Source organism: Streptomyces sp. NPDC053560 (genome assembly GCF_044544605.1).
In the GTDB taxonomy this organism is placed as follows: Bacteria; Actinomycetota; Actinomycetes; order Streptomycetales; family Streptomycetaceae; genus Streptomyces.
Map to the genome: position 1 here is coordinate 554475 of NZ_JBITXI010000003.1, position 15904 is coordinate 570378.

At 71.7% G+C, this 15904-nt stretch carries 12 protein-coding genes; 2 read left to right on the plus strand and 10 right to left on the minus strand.

What is annotated here, in order from left to right; translation table 11 throughout:
• Nucleotides 1-17 precede the first annotated feature (17 nt).
• Complete coding sequence (locus ACIGQF_RS09450) at nt 18-1607, minus strand: phage tail sheath family protein (RefSeq protein ID WP_399707472.1); 1590 nt, start codon at nt 1605-1607, stop codon at nt 18-20.
• A gap of 277 nt (nt 1608-1884) precedes the next feature.
• Here ACIGQF_RS09450 and ACIGQF_RS09455 point away from each other — a divergent pair, with 277 nt between their 5' ends.
• Entirely contained in the window at nt 1885-3294 is a 1410-nt protein-coding gene (locus tag ACIGQF_RS09455) for an RICIN domain-containing protein (RefSeq protein ID WP_399707474.1), read from the plus strand.
• Between the two features lie 25 nt (nt 3295-3319).
• Here ACIGQF_RS09455 and ACIGQF_RS09460 read toward each other — a convergent pair whose 3' ends face one another.
• Nucleotides 3320-4180, minus strand: coding sequence for a polysaccharide deacetylase family protein (locus tag ACIGQF_RS09460; protein ID WP_399707476.1), 861 nt, complete (start codon nt 4178-4180; stop codon nt 3320-3322).
• Between the two features lie 100 nt (nt 4181-4280).
• On the opposite strand from ACIGQF_RS09460, the gene ACIGQF_RS09465 reads away from it, so the two are divergent.
• Nucleotides 4281-4649 (plus strand): MerR family transcriptional regulator, encoded by a 369-nt coding sequence (locus ACIGQF_RS09465; RefSeq protein WP_399707478.1) that lies wholly within the window; start codon nt 4281-4283, stop codon nt 4647-4649.
• On the opposite strand, the gene ACIGQF_RS09470 is transcribed toward ACIGQF_RS09465, so the two are convergent.
• From ACIGQF_RS09470 to ACIGQF_RS09505, 8 genes are all read right to left on the minus strand, one after another.
• Nucleotides 4646-5404: a class I SAM-dependent methyltransferase gene (locus tag ACIGQF_RS09470; RefSeq protein ID WP_399707480.1), complete on the minus strand. Its 759-nt coding sequence runs from the start codon at nt 5402-5404 to the stop codon at nt 4646-4648. The two genes, ACIGQF_RS09465 and ACIGQF_RS09470, sit on opposite strands and share 4 nt — an antisense overlap.
• An 84-nt stretch (nt 5405-5488) precedes the next feature.
• The gene (locus tag ACIGQF_RS09475) at nt 5489-6697 is read right to left on the minus strand and encodes an aminotransferase class V-fold PLP-dependent enzyme (RefSeq protein ID WP_399707482.1); all 1209 of its coding nucleotides are present in this window, start codon (nt 6695-6697) and stop codon (nt 5489-5491) included.
• 7 nt (nt 6698-6704) lie between these two features.
• Nucleotides 6705-8024 (minus strand): pyridoxal-phosphate dependent enzyme, encoded by a 1320-nt coding sequence (locus ACIGQF_RS09480; RefSeq protein WP_399707484.1) that lies wholly within the window; start codon nt 8022-8024, stop codon nt 6705-6707.
• Nucleotides 8021-9613, minus strand: a complete 1593-nt coding sequence (locus ACIGQF_RS09485; protein ID WP_399707486.1) for a Y4yA family PLP-dependent enzyme — start codon at nt 9611-9613, stop codon at nt 8021-8023. Before ACIGQF_RS09485 ends, ACIGQF_RS09480 begins: the two co-directional genes overlap by 4 nt.
• 427 nt (nt 9614-10040) lie before the next feature.
• A complete protein-coding gene (locus ACIGQF_RS09490; RefSeq protein ID WP_399707488.1) occupies nt 10041-12260 on the minus strand; it encodes a glycoside hydrolase family 3 N-terminal domain-containing protein in 2220 nt (739 codons plus the stop codon).
• A 236-nt stretch (nt 12261-12496) separates the two neighbouring features.
• Complete coding sequence (locus ACIGQF_RS09495) at nt 12497-12919, minus strand: acyl-CoA thioesterase (RefSeq protein ID WP_399707490.1); 423 nt, start codon at nt 12917-12919, stop codon at nt 12497-12499.
• Between the two features lie 66 nt (nt 12920-12985).
• Nucleotides 12986-14632, minus strand: a complete 1647-nt coding sequence (locus tag ACIGQF_RS09500) for an MDR family MFS transporter (protein WP_399707492.1) — start codon at nt 14630-14632, stop codon at nt 12986-12988.
• Nucleotides 14629-15876, minus strand: coding sequence for a glycosyltransferase (locus ACIGQF_RS09505; RefSeq protein ID WP_399707494.1), 1248 nt, complete (start codon nt 15874-15876; stop codon nt 14629-14631). Before ACIGQF_RS09505 ends, ACIGQF_RS09500 begins: the two co-directional genes overlap by 4 nt.
• Nucleotides 15877-15904: the final 28 nt, after the last annotated feature.

Consider the following 15904-nt stretch of genomic DNA (forward strand, 5'->3'; position numbering starts at 1 on the left):
GTGGGCCACCCTCGCCGCTACTCCTCCAGTTCGCCGCTGCCGCTGGAGAACTGGGCCAGGCGGAAGATCACGAATTCCGCCGGCTTGACGGGCGCGATGCCGATCTCGCAGATGACCCGGCCGAGGTCGACCGACTCCTGCGGGTTGGTCTCGGCGTCACACTTGACGTAGAAGGCCTCCTCCGGCCGGGAGCCGAAGAGGGCGCCCTCGCGCCACTCGGTGACGAGGAAGGCGGAGACGTTGCGCCGGATCCGCGCCCACAGCTGCTGGTCGTTCGGCTCGAACACCACCCACTGGGTGCCGATCAGGATCGACTCCTCCAGGTAGTTGAAGTACCGGCGGATGTTCAGGTAGCGCCAGGCCGGGTCCGAGGCGAGGGTGCGGGCACCCCAGACGCGGATGCCGCGGCCGGGGAAGGCACGGATGCAGTTGACGCCGATCGGGTTGAGTAGGTCCTGCTCACCGCGGGTGATCTGCATCTCCAGGTCCACGGCGCCGCGGACGATCTCGTTGGCGGGCGCCTTGTGCACGCCGCGCTCGGAGTCGTTGCGCGCCCAGATGCCGGAGATGTGACCGCTCGGCGGGACGACCTTCGACTCGCCGGTGGCGGGGTCGAAGACCTTGATCCAGGGGTAGTAGAGCGCCGCGTACTTGGAGTCGTAGCCGGCGGTCTCCTGGCGCCAGACGCGGATGCCGCGGGCGTTCAGGCCGGGGGGCGGGTCGATGACGGCGACGCGGTCGCCCATCAGCTCGCAGTGCGCGATCAGGCCGAGCTGGACGGCCTTGACGGCCTCCAGGTCGATCGCGCCGCGCTGGTAGGCGGCCATCAGGTCGGGCACGGCCACCATCGAGATCTCGTCGACCGCTTCCAGGCCACCGAAGCCGGTGCGGTCGGCGGAGTCGCCGAGGTACTGGGCGGGGCCGGGGTGGCCGGTGGTCGCGGCGGCGGGCGCCGGAGCGGCGGCGGGCGCGGGGGCCGGCGAAGGCAGGGCCACGGTCTGGTTCTCGGGCCGGGCCAGCTGTGCGGCGGGCGCCGCCTCCTGCACGGAGATCAGCTTGGAACGGTCCTTGACCTGCGTGACGACGTAGTTGCGGCCGCCCTTCTTGGCGGTGACGTCGAAGGTCTCGGCGGCCTTGCCACCGTCCTTGACGACCAGCCGGAAGCGTTCGGCCGGCCCCTCGCCCTCGGCGTCCGTGACCTCGACGGAGAGGCCGTCGCCGCTGCCGGGCGCAAGGGCCATGACCTTGAACGTGCCGAGCTGCTGCGGCTCGCCGGACGGCAGCGCCGCCGGGGCAGCGCCCTGCTCGACCGCGGCGGGCGCCTGGCCGTTGTCGCCGCCCGGGGCGCCACCGACGCGCACGATGTAGGCGGCGGAGCCACCGTTGTTGAAGAATCCGTAGACCGAGTGCGCGAGGTAGTACCCGTCGGTGAACTCACCGAACTCCGCGACGTACTGGGTCCAGTTGGTGACCAGGGTCGGCTGGTTCAGTGGTCCGCTCGGCGCGAGTCCGACGAAGGCGGCGACGGAGGTGCCCACCCCCTCGATCGGGCGCGAGCCGCCGGCCACCTCCTCGACGTAGACGCCCGGCGACAGGTACGACGACATGCTTTGGCTCTCCTCGGGGTACTGGACACAGGATCCGGAATTCACCCTCCGGGACCAGCAGAAGGAGAGGAAACGTCCTTCGGTACCTAACTGAGGGCACCGCGCGTGCCCGAGCGGGCAGCCGCACACCTCCCCGCGGTGCGCCGTCGGCCCCTTCCCGGCGCACCGGGGCACCCGACGGCCGGGCCAACGGGGCAGCCGGTCGCGCGCGTTCGGGCATCAGACGTGCCCTGTGGCCACATGACCTCACACACGCCTCTGCCGTAGCGTCGCGGGCGTGAGCATCTGGACCTCCCTCGAACCTTCGTCCGCCACCGTGGATCCCGGCAGCACCGCATCCGTACGGCTGAGACTCCGCAACACCGGAGATGTCGTCGATGAGTACCGGTTCGTGCCGGTCGGTGACATCGCGCCGTACACGACGGTGGAACCCGCATCGGTACGGCTGTACCCGGGGACGACGGGGACGGTGGAGCTGACGTTCGCGCCGCCGCGCACCCCCGACGCCACGGCGGGCCCGCATCCCTTCGGTGTCCAGGTCGTCCCCACCGAACACCCGGAAGCCACCACCGTCATCGAGGGCAACGTCACGGTCACGCCCTTCACGGAGGTGCGGGCCGAGCTGGTCCCGCACACCGTCAAGGGCCGGTTCCGTGGCCGCCCGAAGCTGGCCGTGGACAACCTCGGCAACACCAAGCTCACCGCGTCGATCGCGGGCGCCGACCGCAGCGACGAGCTGTCGTACGACATCCGGCCGGCCAATGTGCAGGTCGAGCCGGGCCGCGCCGCCTTCGTGGACGCCATACTCAAGCCCCGCCAGATCACCTGGGCGGGGACCAAGCAGCAGCGGCCCTTCAGCCTGGCGGTGCGGCGCTCGGGCAGCGAGCCGGTGTCGGTCGACGGCACGTACGTACAGCGCAGTGTTTTTCCGTACTGGATGATGACGGTGCTGGGCCTGCTGCTCGCGCTCACCATCACCGGGCTCATCCTGTGGTTCGCATACCAGCCGGCCGTCAACAGCCTCGCCCAGGAGAAGCCGACGGACGACGCGGCCGTCACGCTCCCGAAGCAGCCACCCGCCCAGCCCACCCAGGATCCCCAGCCGGAGAAGACGCAGGAGCAGCCCCAGACACCGGAGAAGCCGGCCGACAACAAGCCGGCCGACAACGGCGGCGGGGGCGGAGGCGGGGGCGACCGGCCCGACGACGGCATGCCGGTGAACCGCTCCAAGATCCTCATCAAGAACTGGACGAACGGGACCTGCGCCGACCTCCCCACGTTCGAGGCCAAGGACGGGGGCCCGGTGCATCAGTCGGGGTGCAACAACAGCCCGGACGACAACCAGCTGTGGACCCTGGACAAGAAGTTCGACAACGGCGGACCGAACGGCGCGGCGCTCTTCGTCATCCGCAATGAGAAGGACAACCTCTGCATGGACCTGCCCGGCAAGGGCGGGGCCCCGGCTGCGGCGCGGGTGGACGAGTGGCGGTGCGACGGCTCCAAGGACGACAACCAGCTGTGGTGGGTGGAGAAGCGGACGGAGAACCGCTGGTGGATCCATAACTTCGCCAGCGGCAACATGTGCCTGGACTCGCAGGACAAGGACAACGAGGACCGCAACCTCAGCATCTGGCACTGCCAGACGGAGGACAAGAACAACCACCAGTGGCTCTTCACGCCCCACTAGTCGGCCCTGCGCCCGGTACCCGCGTTCACGCGTGGTGCCGGGCGTAGTGCTGCGCGATGCCATCACTCGTCGTCAGCCACACTCCGGGGTGCCCGGCGACGTATGCGAGCGCCTGGTCCAGGTACTTGCTCCGGAACGGCTGCCCGACGACGAACGGGTGGAGGGCCAGCGCCATCACCCGCCCACTGTCTGCCGAGTCCTCGTACAGCTGGTCCAGCTGGTCCTTCACGATCCGCACGAAGTCGGGCCCGCTGAGGTTCTTGCCGACGAACAGGCTGATGTCGTTGAGTTCGACGGAGTAGGGCACGCTCAGCATCCCCGGCACGTTCAGCCGGTAGGGCTGGTCGTCGTTGGTCCAGTCGAGCACGTAACCGAGACCCAGCTCGGCGAGAAGCTCCGGGGTCCGGAAGGTTTCGGTGAGGGCCGGGCCCATCCAGCCGCGCGGCCGCCGGCCGGTGGCCCTCTCGATGGTGGTCACCACCTCGGTGAGATAGGCGCGCTCCTCGTCCCCACTCATGTCGGCCTGGAAGACGGAGTTGTTCTTCCCGTGCGCGAGCCAGGCCCACTCCCGCTCCAGTCCGGCCCGGACGATCTGCGGATAGTGGTCGACCACATCGGAGTTGAGCAGCACACTGGCCCGCAGCCCGTGCCGGTCCAGACTCTTCAGCACCCGCCAGAACCCCACCCGCGGACCGTAGTCGCGCCAGCCGTAGTTCAGCGGATCCGGTGCCAGCCCCGCGGTGCCCGCGAAGATACTCGTCGACGGGCGGTCCACCTGATAGTGCTCGATGTTCAGCCCCACGTAGAAGGCGACCCGGGCGTCTCCCGGCCAGTGGATCGGCTCCCGCTCGACGATCGGACTGTAGTCGTACAGCTGGTTGTCCATCGGTTCTTCCCTTCGCTCCGTGGCATCCGGTGATCCGTGGTTATGCTCAGACCTTCACATTGATGTGAAGGTCAATGCGGGCACATGTGAGGTGGGGCACATGCGGATCGGCGAACTGTCGGAGCGAACGGGCACGCCTCGTCGGCTGCTGCGTTACTACGAGGAGCAGGGGCTGATCGTCGCAAGCCGCTGCGCCAACGGCTACCGCGCGTACGACGAGCGCTTCGTGGACCGCGTCCTGCAGATCAGAGGGCTGCTGGACGCCGGGCTGCCCACCCGGATCATCAAACAGATCCTCCCCTGCCTGGACAAGCCGCGGACCATCCACTTCTCCGACGCCACACCGGAAATGCTCGCCACGCTGGAGCGGGAAAAGGACCGGATGACCGACCGCATCAGATGCCTGACGCGCAATCGGGACGCCCTGGCCGAGTACCTCGACGCGGTGCGGGGCGGTGGCGCGGACTAACGCACCGCGACCAGGACGTGGTCCGTGCTGCACTGCCAGACGGTGTCCGCGTCACGGAAGCCCGCTGCGTGGAGCAGCGCGAGGTGGCGGGTCAGGGTGAGGCCGTTGTGGGGGCTGCGCGCTGGGTGGTGCTGGCTGCGGCGGGCGGCGAGGAGGTCCGCCAGGTCCGGGTCGCGGGCCGCCGCCGCCCACCACGACTCCCAGTCCTCGTGGGACGGCGTGCCCAGCCGTTCGGCCCGGCGGCGCCCCACGTGCCGGGCGATCCGGGCGGTGGTGCCGTGGTCCGCGCCGGCCGTGTCGCTGTTGACGAGGACGCCGCCGGGCCGCAGCAGCGCGGCGAGGTCCTCGTACGTGCGTCGCAGCGCCTCCTCAGGAAGGCAGTGCAGCGCGGTGGTGGAGACGGCGGCGTCCAGCGGCCCGGGAAGCGCCAGCGCCGCGGTCCAGCCCGGCTCTCCGATGGCCGCGCGGACGAAGCGGGCGGCGTCCGCGTGGTGCGTGCGGCCCAGTTCCAGCAGCAGCGGGTCGCTGTCCACGGCCACGATGCCGGCGCGCGGCAGCCGCCGGGCCAGCCGGGCGGCCAGCGATCCCGGGCCGCAGCCGAGGTCGGCGACGAGCGGCCGGGCACGCCCCGCGAGTACGTGCTCGACCACGTCGGCGACCACCGTGAACCGCTCCTCGCGGTCGATCGCGTACCGCTGCTGCTGGCGCTCCCAGCGCTCCACCCACCGCTCGGCCGTCGCCGTGCCCAGTCCCATCGGGGCCGCGCCACCTTCACCGTCTCGCACCGTCTTCCGGACCAGCCCGAAGATACAGGTGAAAATGGTTCCCCTTGGCGCAATTCACTGGAGCGTCGTCAGGACGGCGAGCAGCCGGTCGACCTCCTCCGGGGTGTTGTAGACGTGCAGGCTCACCCGCACCGCGTGCTCGCGCTCGCCCGCGCTGCCCTGGCAGAGCCCGTCGGAGCGGACCATGAAGCCGTGGCTGAAGAGGACGAAGCCCAGGTCGCCGGAGTCCACGGCACGGTGCCGGAAGGTGACGATGCCCTGGCGCCGCTGGACGTCGGAGTCCGCCGCCAGGCTGCGCCGGCAGCCGAGGACGTCGTACGCGGGCAGCCGGCGCAGCCCGTCGGTCAGCCGGGCGGCCAGGGCGAGGGTCCAGCGCTCGACGCGGTCCTGGCCCGCCGCGTCGAGCCAGTCCAGTGCCGCCCGCAGGCTCACGGCGCCGGTGGTGTCGGGGGTGCCGTCCCAGCCGCCGGGAGCGAAGCGGGGGCCGCGCGCGTTGCGGGCCCAAAGGGCTCCCGAGCCGGGAAGTGCCAGGGCCTTGTGACCGGAGAAGGCCAAAAAGTCCACGTCCAGTTCGGCGAGGGAGACGGGGAGGTGGCCGACGCTCTGCGCGGCATCCAGGCAGATCACCGCGTCCGGGCCGACGGCCCGGCGGATCCGGTGCACGTTCATGTTGCCGCCGTAGACGTGGTGCACGTGGGTGGCCGCGACGAACCGGGTGCGCGGGGTGACCGATCGGGCCAGCGCGGCGGGGTCGTAGTCGCCGGATTCCGGCTGGTAGGGCATCGGCCGGACATGGATGCGGATACCCTGCCGGGCCAGCAGGTCGCGGGCCTCCAGCCAGGGCGCGATGTTGGCCCGGTGGTCGGCGAAGGGGACGACGATCTCGTCCTGGTCGGCGAGGTACCCGGTGAGCCAGTCGCGGGCGACGGTGCGCAGCGCTTCGGTGGTGCCGCCGGTCAGGTGCACTCCGGAGCGGTCCGGGTCCGGGTCGGCCAGGAACACCTTGATACGGTCCCGGGTCCCGCGCATGAGCGCGGTCGTGCGATTCGCCCAGGTGTAGGTTCCCCGCCCGGCATTGGCGTTGCTGGTGGTGAGGTAGGTGTGGACGGCGTCCAGAACGGCCTGCGGCTTCTGTGCGGTGGCCGCGCTGTCCAGGTAGGCCAGTTCCGGGTGTCCGGTGACGATGGGGAACTGGGCGCGGAGCGCGGCCTGCCACTCCCCCAGCTCGTCCAGGGCCACGGTGGCCGGGGCGCGGGTGGTCACGGGGGCCTCACTCCCGTACGAGCGGGGCGCCCGCGTCGCGCCAGGCGATGATGCCGCCGGTCAGGCTGCGGACGTCGGGGTGGCCCATGCGGGTCAGCAGCGCGGCGTACCGGGCCGACTGCTCGCCCACCGGGCAGGCGAGCAGGACGGCGCGCCGCTTGCTGAACGGCAGCCCGCCGTGGAGGAGTTCGGCGAAGAGCTCGTCGACGATGTTCACCGAGCCCTCGATGTGCAGCGCCGCGTACGAGAAGGGGCTGCGCAGGTCGATGACGAGTGGGTCGTCCCGGTCGATCCAGCGCTCGGCGGCCGCCGCGTCGATGCCGGTGGCGGCCGCGGTTTCGGCGTCGGTGAGGGTGGCGAGCGAGTTGCGGTGGGCGGGCCGGCCCAGGAGGTCGGGCCGGCGGTGGCGTACGTAGCTCAGGTAGCTCTCGATGCGGTCGCAGACGATGAAGACCGCGGTCCGGCGCTCCGTCAGCTCGGCGTCGAGGGTGCGGAGGTGGCGTACGGCTCCGGCGTAGGCGGCGCCGCCGGTCGGTCCGGCCGGCATCGCGCACCGCCGGGCCAGCGTCACCATGCCCTCGATGGCCTCGTCCGCGGTGACGGTCGCGATCGTGTCGTACACGTCCGGGTCGAAGAGGCCGACGCTCTGCACCTCGTCGATGGTGCGGATGCCGGGGATGAAGTCGGCCTTGTGCGCGACCAGGCCGAGGACGTGGACGTCGGGGCCGTACGCGCGCAGCACGCGGGCGACGCCGGTGGAGGAGCCGGCGGTGCCCACGCACGCGACGAAGTGGTCCGGGGCCCGGCCGTCCAGGTCGGCGACGATCTCCGGGCCGGTGCCCGTCGCGTGCGCCTCGGTGTTGCGGGCGTTGTAGTACTGGTCGGTGTAGACGTACCCGTCGGGCGAGCCGGTGAGCTCCTGGTGGAAGCGGGTGAGCGGGTCGTCCGTACTGGAGGGGTCCAGGCACTCCGTCTGCCCCGGCAGTTCCTCGACCTCGGCGCCGAGCAACAGCAGCAGGTCCCGCATCTCCGGGACCCTGATCCGGTTGGTGACGGTCTTGAACGGCACGCCGTGCAGTCCCGCGAGCAGGGACAGGGCCTTGGCGGTGTTGCCGCTCGACAGCTCGACGACCGTACGGTTGCCGTCCGCCGCCGCCGTGAGACCGGGCCGGACCATGTGCCAGGCGGCCCGGTCCTTGACCGAGCCGAAGGGGTTCAGCATCTCCAGCTTGGCGTACAGGTCGATGTGGCGCAGACCGTGCACGGCCGGGTCCACACGGACCAGCGGAGTGTCGCCGATGGCGTCGGTGATGCTGTCGAGTCTCATGCGCCTCCTCCTGCGTGCCCGCCCGGCCGGGCGGCGGTGTGGTGCGGTGCGTACTGGGCGACCGGCCAGTACTCCTCGTCGAGACACCAGCGCCAGGGAGCCTCGCCGGACCCGTCCTCGGCATCCTGCGCTTCGAGGCCGTCCTGCTCTCCGCGCCCGGCCCGCGCTGCCCCGTCGTCCCGCTCGCCCTCGTCGTCCTGCCAGGCCGCGACCTTGCGGGCCACGGGCTGGCGCTGTGCCTCGCCGGCCCGGAAGTCCATGCAGTACCCGGCGGTGTTCGCGAAGGCCAGCAGGTCGCCGGGGTGCGGCAGGCGCGGCAGGAAGACCGTCCGCCGCGTGATCATGTCGGCCTCCAGGCACAGATTGCCGGCGAGCAGCACCCCGACCGGCCCGTCGGCGGCCGGCGCCCGCCCGTCCTCCGCCGGTACGAGGACCGGGTCCATCAGCACCCCGTGCTCCTCCAGTGCCACGTCGTCGGCGTTGGCCGCGAGCCGTACCAGCCGCTCGCCGTTCTCCGTACGCCGCACCTCCAGGACCCTCGCCAGGGTGACCCCGCACTGATCGGCGAGGGCGCGCCCCGGTTCGGTGCAGAGGTCGTACAGCCCCTCCAGGAGGAGCGTGGCGAGCGGCCGGCCCAGGGTGGGCGCCGGCCGGGACAGCAGCGCGTCGAGGTACTGCTCGGCGGCGACGGGGCGGTGGGCCGGGTAGAGGGCGAGGGAGCCGCGCAGCGTTCCCGCCTCGTGCCGCAGGCCGTAGCCGTGCCGGCGCCAGGTCAGGGCGGGGCGCTGTCCCATGACCGCCCGGGTCAGCTCCGTCGTGTACCGCTCCCACTGCTCGCCGTCGGCGAGGTAGCTGACCCCGAAGCCGCCTCCGATGTCGATGATCCGGGGGTCCAGCCCGCGGCTGCGGCACTCGTCCATCGCCCGTACGCACCCTTCGAGGGCCACGGCCTTCTCGTCGAGGCTGGTGGTGTCGAGGTGGTACCCGACGCCGACCGGACGCAGCTCGACCGGATACCGCTCCAGCGTGGCCAGCACGTCGCCCAGTTCGCCGGCCGGCGTGCCGAACCGGCTGGGGCGGGTGAGGAGCCGGCTTCCCTCGGAGGTGAATCCCGCGAGCCGGAGCAGCACTCTGGCGGGCGGAAGTGCGTACCGTCGTACCAGGGCGGCGAGTTCGTCCAGTTCCGCGCGCCCGTCGACGTGTACGAGGACGCCGGTGCGGGCCGCGAGCCACAGGAATTCCGGGTTCTTCGGGCCGGTGGCCATGATCCGGCCCGGGGCGAAGCCGGCGCCGAGGGCGTGCCGCAGTTCGCCGAGCGAGGCGACGTCGAGTCCGGCGTCGGTGGCGGCGAGGCGTCGTACGAGGGCGCTGGAGCGGTTGGCCTTGTGGGCGAAGAAGATCTGGCCGGACAGCCGGTGGGTGCGGTAGACGGAGCGGAAGCGGCCGAGGTTGTCGGCGATCCCGTCCGGGAGCACCACGTTGAGCGGCGAGCCGAGCCCGGCGACGAGGGTGTGCAGGAACCGGCCGGACGCCAGCAGCGACACGAGCCGGGGCGTCAGCCGTGGCTCCAGGTACAAGGGGACGCCCATCCCAGGCTCCTCCTGATGCGGACCGCAGTGCGGCTGCCCCGTTCGGCGGCGCCGGGCCGCAGGCGGCGACCGCGACAGTTTCCGCGAGTCCCATTTCCCGGCCGCTGTCGCGCTATGCCCGATGCCGCGCCGGGCCGGGCGCACGACTAAGGCGTCCACACCGCGCGGACCGCCGCCCGGCACACGGCCGCTGCCGCCCACCCGCCCTGGAAGCGCCGCGCCGCCCGTCCTCCGCCCCGGCGCCGCGCTCCGCCGGAACGGTCGCCACGGACTCATGCGCGACGTGGACACGGCGGGGGCATCCGGCGTACCGCCCCTACCGCTGCCCGACGACGACCGCTCCCCCGCACCGGGCATCCGCGGCCGGGCCGACCGCCCGCCCTGCCCCCGGCCCAGGAGCCGGAGGGCAGGGGATGCCGGTGGCCGGTCAGGTGAGCGTCAGGGTGACCTTCTCCTTCGCGGTCGAGGCGGTGCCGACGTAGAGGTCGAAGGTGCCCGGCTCCAGGGTGAAGCGGCCCCGGGTGTCGTTGGTCCAGAAGCCGAGGTCCGCGGCGCCGAGGCGGAAGCGCACCGTGGTCTGCCCGCCCGGTTCGAGGGTCACCCGGCGGAAGCCGCGGAGCCTGCGGACCGGCTGGGTGAGGGAGGCGGCCTTGTCGTGGACGTACAGCTGCACGACCTCGTCGCCGGCCCGCTTCCCGGTGTTGCGTACGGAGACCGAGACCTCCAGCGTGTCGCCCTTGTCCAGGGCCTGCGCGGCGACGCGCGGGCGGCTGAGCTTCGGCGCGCCGAGGGCGAACTCGGTGTAGCTGAGCCCGTGGCCGAAGGCGAACTGCGGCCCTTCGGGGAGGTCCAGGTACTTGGACGTGTACTTGTTGTCCGGGTCGTACGGGCGCCCCGTGGACTCGTGGTTGTAGTGGACCGGGATCTGGCCGACCGTACGGGGGAAGGAGACCGGGAGCTTGCCGCCGGGGTTCACGGTGCCGAAGAGGACGTCCGCGACGGCGTGCCCGGCCTCGGTACCCGGGTGCCAGGCCTCCAGTACGGCCGGGGCCTTGTCCAGCCAGCCGCCCACGGTCAGCGGGCGACCGTTGACGAGTACCACCACGAACGGCTTCCCGGTGGCGGCGACCGCCTCGACCAGCTTCTCCTGCGCGCCCGGCAGCGAGATGTCGCTGCGCGCCGCGGCCTCACCGCTCATCGACGGGGGCTCGCCGACGACCACCACGGTCACGTCGGCGGCCTTGGCGGCGGCCACCGCCGCGGGGATGCCGGAGGTGTCCTCGCCCGCGGCGTCCACCCCCTTGGCGTATGTGACCTTCGCCTTCGGCGCGGCCTTCTTGACCGCGTCCACCACCTTCACCGCGGGGAACTTCTCCTGGGAGGCCGGGATCACCCAGGTACCGAGGAGGTCACCGGAGTCGCCGAACGGGCCGACCACCGCGATGGAGGAAGTCTTCGCGGACAGCGGCAGCACCGACTTCTCGTTCTTGAGCAGCACCATGGAGCGGGCCGCCGCCGCGCGGGCCGCCTTGCGGGCGGCGGCCGACGGCTCGGTGATCTCGTCCTTCTCCTCGACGTAGGGGTGGTCGAAGAGGCCCAGCTGAAACTTGAGCTGAAGCACCCGGTACACCGCGTCGTCCAGCCGGCTTTCCTTGATCTTCCCGGCGCGCAGCAGCTTCTTGCCGTTGTCGACGAAGTGCGTGCTGGTCATCTCCATGTCGACGCCGGCGTTCAGGGAGAGCCGCGCGGCGTCCGCGCCGTCCTCGGCGAAGCCGTGCGGGATGAGTTCCTGGATGCCGGTGAAGTCGCTGACCACCAGGCCGTCGAAGCCCCACTCCTGCTTGAGGATGTCGGTGAGGGTGTGGGGGTTGCCGTGCGCCGGGACGCCACTGATGGTGTTGAACGAGGCCATGACGGTCACGGCGCCCGCGTCGAGCGCGGCCTTGAAGGGCGGCAGGTAGAGGTTGCGCAGCCGGGACTCGGAGACGTCGACCGTGTTGTAGTCGCGGCCGCCCTCCGCGCCGCCGTACGCGACGAAGTGCTTGGCGCAGGCGGCCAGCCGGTCCTTGTCCTTGAGGCTCTTGGCGTCCTCGCCCTGGTACCCGCGTACCTTGGCGGCGGCGAACGCGGAGGTGAGATACGGGTCCTCGCCGTTGCCCTCCGCGATGCGGCCCCAGCGCGGCTCGTGGGTGACGTCCATCATGGGCGCGAACGTCCAGTGCACGCCGCTGGAGCGGGCCTCCTTCGCGGACACCTCGGCGTCGGCGGCGGTGACCTCGGGGTCAAAGCTCGCCGCCTGGGCGAGCGGGATCGGGAAGTTGGTCCACATGCCATGGATCACGTCCAGGCCGAAGACCAGCGGGATGCCGAGCCGGGACTCCTCGACGGCGATCTTCTGCAGGGCGTTGGTGGTCTTCGCGCCGAAGATGCTGAAGACGGAGCCGAGCATGCCCTTCCGTGCGGCGTCCTCGACTGCCTTGGTCTCGCCGCCGCCGGGGCCGGTGTCCCAGGTCCACGGCAGCTGCTGGAGCTGGCCGAACTTCTCGTCGACCGTCATCCGGCCCAGCAGTTTCCGGATCTTCCGGTCGTACGGCCCGGACGCCCGGGGGCCGTCCGCCGCAGCGCCCTGTGCCGCGTCCGTGGCCATGGCCGTTCCTCCGGCGGCCGGGGCGGCGGCCTGCGCGCTCCCCGCCCCGAGCAGCCCGCCGGCAACGGCCGTACCACCGGCCGCACTCAGAAGCGTGCGTCGTCGCATCCCCTGCATGGGTTCACCTCTTCGGCAATGGGCAGGCCTCATCGCCCGCCCTGAATTCAGAAGGTGAATGGACGTTAAAATCTAGTGACGGGCGGGTCAAGAGGTGCGACGGAAGCGGCCGCGGCGTGTCAGAGGTTGAACAGACCCGCGTCCTCGGCAGCCGCACGGAAGAACCGCGCCGGATCGCTCACGAGCCGCCGGGTCGTGAGGTCCAGCAGCCCGCACGCGCTGCCCACCTCGGCGGCGACCTCGCCGTCCGCGCGCACCATGCGCTGCTCGGTCCGGTAGGTCTTCCCCTCTCCCCACTCGAAGAGGCAGTTCACCGAGATCCGGTCCCCGGCGCGCAGCTCACGCCGGAACCGCACGGTGGTCTCCAGGTTCACCGGTCCGATGCCCCGGTCGAGCAGGTCGGACTGGCGGATGCCGGCCGCCTGGAGCAGGGACCACCGGGCGTGCTCGGCGTACTGCATGTACACGCTGGAGTTGAGGTGCCCCTGCGCGTCGGTCTCGTGGCCGCGGACGGTGATGTCCACGGCGAACGGCGCTGTCATCGTCTCCCCCGTTTCCGGTGCCCGGCCGCCCCGGCCGGGCACCGTGCGAGGCTACAGCGGCGCTCCCTACTCGTCCGAGAGTTTGATGTTCGGCACGCGCCAGGCCGCGATGACGAAGGCCAGCAGGGTCACCGCGGCGCCGGTCAGGAAGACCGTGCGCATGGCGGCGACGTAGCCCTCCAGGAAGGGCGCGGCCAGGCGCGGGTCGAGGGTGTGCAGGAAGGCGGAGTCCTCCAGGTTCAGGCCGCCGTGCGGGCGCAGTACGCCGCTCAGGGCCCGCGCGTTCTCGGGCTCCGCCGCCAGCCGGCGCAGCGACGGGTCGTGGAACGCCGCGCCGAGCCGTTCCCCGATGCGCGAGCCGGCCAGGGAGAAGAGGATCGAGAGGAAGGCGGCGGCGCCGACCGTGCCGCCGTTGGAACGGAAGAAGTTCACCGAGGCGGTCGCCGCGCCCATGTCCGTGCGCGGCACCTCGGACTGGGCCAGCGTCGTCATGGTCTGCATCGCCGCGCCCAGGCCCGCGCCCATGAAAAGCATGCCGATGGCCACGTACCAGAGCGGGCTGTCGGCCCGCAGCGTGGCATAGACGAGCATGGCGGCGGTGAAGCAGCCGACGCCGGTCACCAGGTGCACCTTCAGGCGTCCGGTACGGGATATCAGCCGGCCGACGGTGAGGGTGACCGCGACGTTCGCGACCGTGGTGGGCAGCATCGCGAGGCCCGCCGCCATCGGGCTCATGCCCTGGGCCAGCTGGAGGTACAGCGGCAGCGTCGTCATCGCTCCGAACATGCCGATGCCGACGATGAAGTGCAGCAGCGTGCCGAGCCGGAAGCTGCGGACCCGGAAGAGGCGGAGCGGCAGCAGCGCCGCCTCACCCATGCGCCGTTCGATCAGCACGAAGGCCACGAGTCCGGCGGCGCCGGTCGCGTACAGGACGAGCGCCGGGGGCGAGACCCAGCCCCAGCCGCGGCCCTGTTCGGCGACGACGAGCAGCGGTACGACGCCGACGGCCAGGGTGAGGGCGCCGCCGTAGTCCAGGCGGTGCCGTACGGGCAGGTGCGGCACCCGGCGCAGTACGCGCATGATGACGGCCAGGGCCAGCGCCGCCAGCGGCACGTTGACCAGGAATATCCAGCGCCAGCCGGTGATGCCGAGCACATTGCCGCTGCCCGCGAGGACACCGCCGACGACGGGCCCGACGATGCTGGCCCCGGCGAAGACGGCCATGAACCAGCCCTGGTAGCGGCCCCGTTCGCGCGGCGAGGTGATGTCGGCGATGACGGTCATGGCGAGCGACATCAGCCCGCCGCCGCCCAGCCCCTGGACCGCGCGGAACACCGCGAGCTGGTGGATGGACGCGGCGCATCCGCACAGCAGCGACCCGACGGCGAAGAGCACGATCGCGACGAGGTAGACCGGCCGGCGGCCGTGGATGTCGGACAGCTTGCCGTACAGCGGGGTGGCGATGGTGCCGGTGACGAGGTACGCGGTGGTCACCCAGGCCTGGGCGGTCAGTCCGTGCAGATCGTCGGCGATGGTGCGGAGCGCTGAGGAGACCACGGTCTGGTCCAGGGCGCCGAGGAACATCCCGAGCATCAGGCCGGACAGGACGGTGACGACCTCGCGGTGCGACAGCCGCGCGGGCGGCCCGGCCTGCTCGGCCGGTCCGCCCACGGGCTGCGGCTCCCCCTTGCGGAGCGCGTCGGAAGAGGTCACGCGTGGTCTCCGACGAGCCTCTCCAGGTCGGCCACCGCGTGCTCGACCGCCGGCAGGGTCAGCATCCGCAGTCGCGCCCGGCGGGCGGTGGCGGCGGCGCCGGCGTCGGCCAGCACCGCGCGGCAGACCGCGGCGATGCCGTCCGGGGTGCGGTCGGTGATCTCCCGGCCGAGCCCCAGTTCCTCGACGCGCTGCGCGTTGGGGCCCTGGTCGCCGAACTGCGGCAGCACCGCCAGCGGCGTACCGGTACGCATCGCCTCACGGATGCTGTTGAAGCCGCCGTGGGTGAGGAACAGGTCGACGGACTCCAGCAGCAGCGGCTGCGGCAGCCGCTCGGTGAGGTGGACGTGCGAGGGCAGCCCGGTGGTGTCCACCGGTACGCCCCCGGTGGCGACGACGACGGTGCACTCCGACAGTTTCGCCGCCGCCTCGATGATGCTCTGCAGCGTCTTGACGGGGTCGGGGAACTCGAACGGCATCTCCGGGGGCTGCTGCTCGCCCTGCTCCTTGCGCTGCTGGATCATGGGCAGCGCCGTACCGATGGCCGCCCACACCAACGGCCGGTCGGTGGGCAGTTCGGCAACCCACTCCGGCAGTGTGGAGTCGCGTTCCACCTGCACCGTCTGGCGGTACGACAGCGAGCCGGGCAGGTAACGGGCGAAGGAGAAGTCCGCCGGCACGTAGTCGACGCGCCCGTGCGGGACGACCGACAGCGGATCCTGCTGCGCGGGCAGCCCGAACTCCGCGCGCAGAGCGGTGAGACCGGGGTGGATCTCCTCCGGGTTCAGCATGTTGCTGGATCCGGAGGGGGTGGGCAGCTGGGGGAGGCCCAGTTCCTCGGCGATGAGCACGGAGCCGAGATCCATGCCGTCACGCAGGATGAGGTGGGGGCGGAAGTCGCGCGCCAGGGGGAGCATGATTTCCCGCAGCTTCCTGGCCATCGGGCCCGAGAGCAGCCGGACCATGAAGCGCATCATGGCGGCCTGCTGCTGCTCCGGATCGGGCTCCCCGGCCCCGGCACCGGGCGCGTCGTCGCCCAGGTCGAACTCCTCATCCATGAACAGCTGCGGCGTGAAGGACGGCATACAGGTCACGACGGTGAGGTCGTCGTGGGCGAAGAGCGGCGCCACCTCCTCGGTGGTCGCCACCCGTACCTCGTGTCCGGCGGCCGCGAGAGCCCGGAGCAGCGGGAGCTGGGCGCGCCCGTGCGAGGGGCTGCCGATGGTGGTGCACAGGACTCGCATCAAGAGACCTTTCGGGTCGGTCTGTCGT

Coding starts and splice junctions, on each gene's coding strand:
- ACIGQF_RS09450 (WP_399707472.1), bottom strand. CDS start 1,607: ATGTCGTCGTACCTGTCGCCGGGCGTCTACGTCGAGGAGGTGGCCGGC.
- ACIGQF_RS09460 (WP_399707476.1), bottom strand. CDS start 4,180: ATGGACAACCAGCTGTACGACTACAGTCCGATCGTCGAGCGGGAGCCG.
- ACIGQF_RS09465 (WP_399707478.1), top strand. CDS start 4,281: ATGCGGATCGGCGAACTGTCGGAGCGAACGGGCACGCCTCGTCGGCTG.
- ACIGQF_RS09470 (WP_399707480.1), bottom strand. CDS start 5,404: ATGGGACTGGGCACGGCGACGGCCGAGCGGTGGGTGGAGCGCTGGGAG.
- ACIGQF_RS09480 (WP_399707484.1), bottom strand. CDS start 8,024: ATGAGACTCGACAGCATCACCGACGCCATCGGCGACACTCCGCTGGTC.
- ACIGQF_RS09485 (WP_399707486.1), bottom strand. CDS start 9,613: ATGGGCGTCCCCTTGTACCTGGAGCCACGGCTGACGCCCCGGCTCGTG.
- ACIGQF_RS09490 (WP_399707488.1), bottom strand. CDS start 12,260: ATGGCCACGGACGCGGCACAGGGCGCTGCGGCGGACGGCCCCCGGGCG.
- ACIGQF_RS09495 (WP_399707490.1), bottom strand. CDS start 12,919: ATGACAGCGCCGTTCGCCGTGGACATCACCGTCCGCGGCCACGAGACC.
- ACIGQF_RS09505 (WP_399707494.1), bottom strand. CDS start 15,876: ATGCGAGTCCTGTGCACCACCATCGGCAGCCCCTCGCACGGGCGCGCC.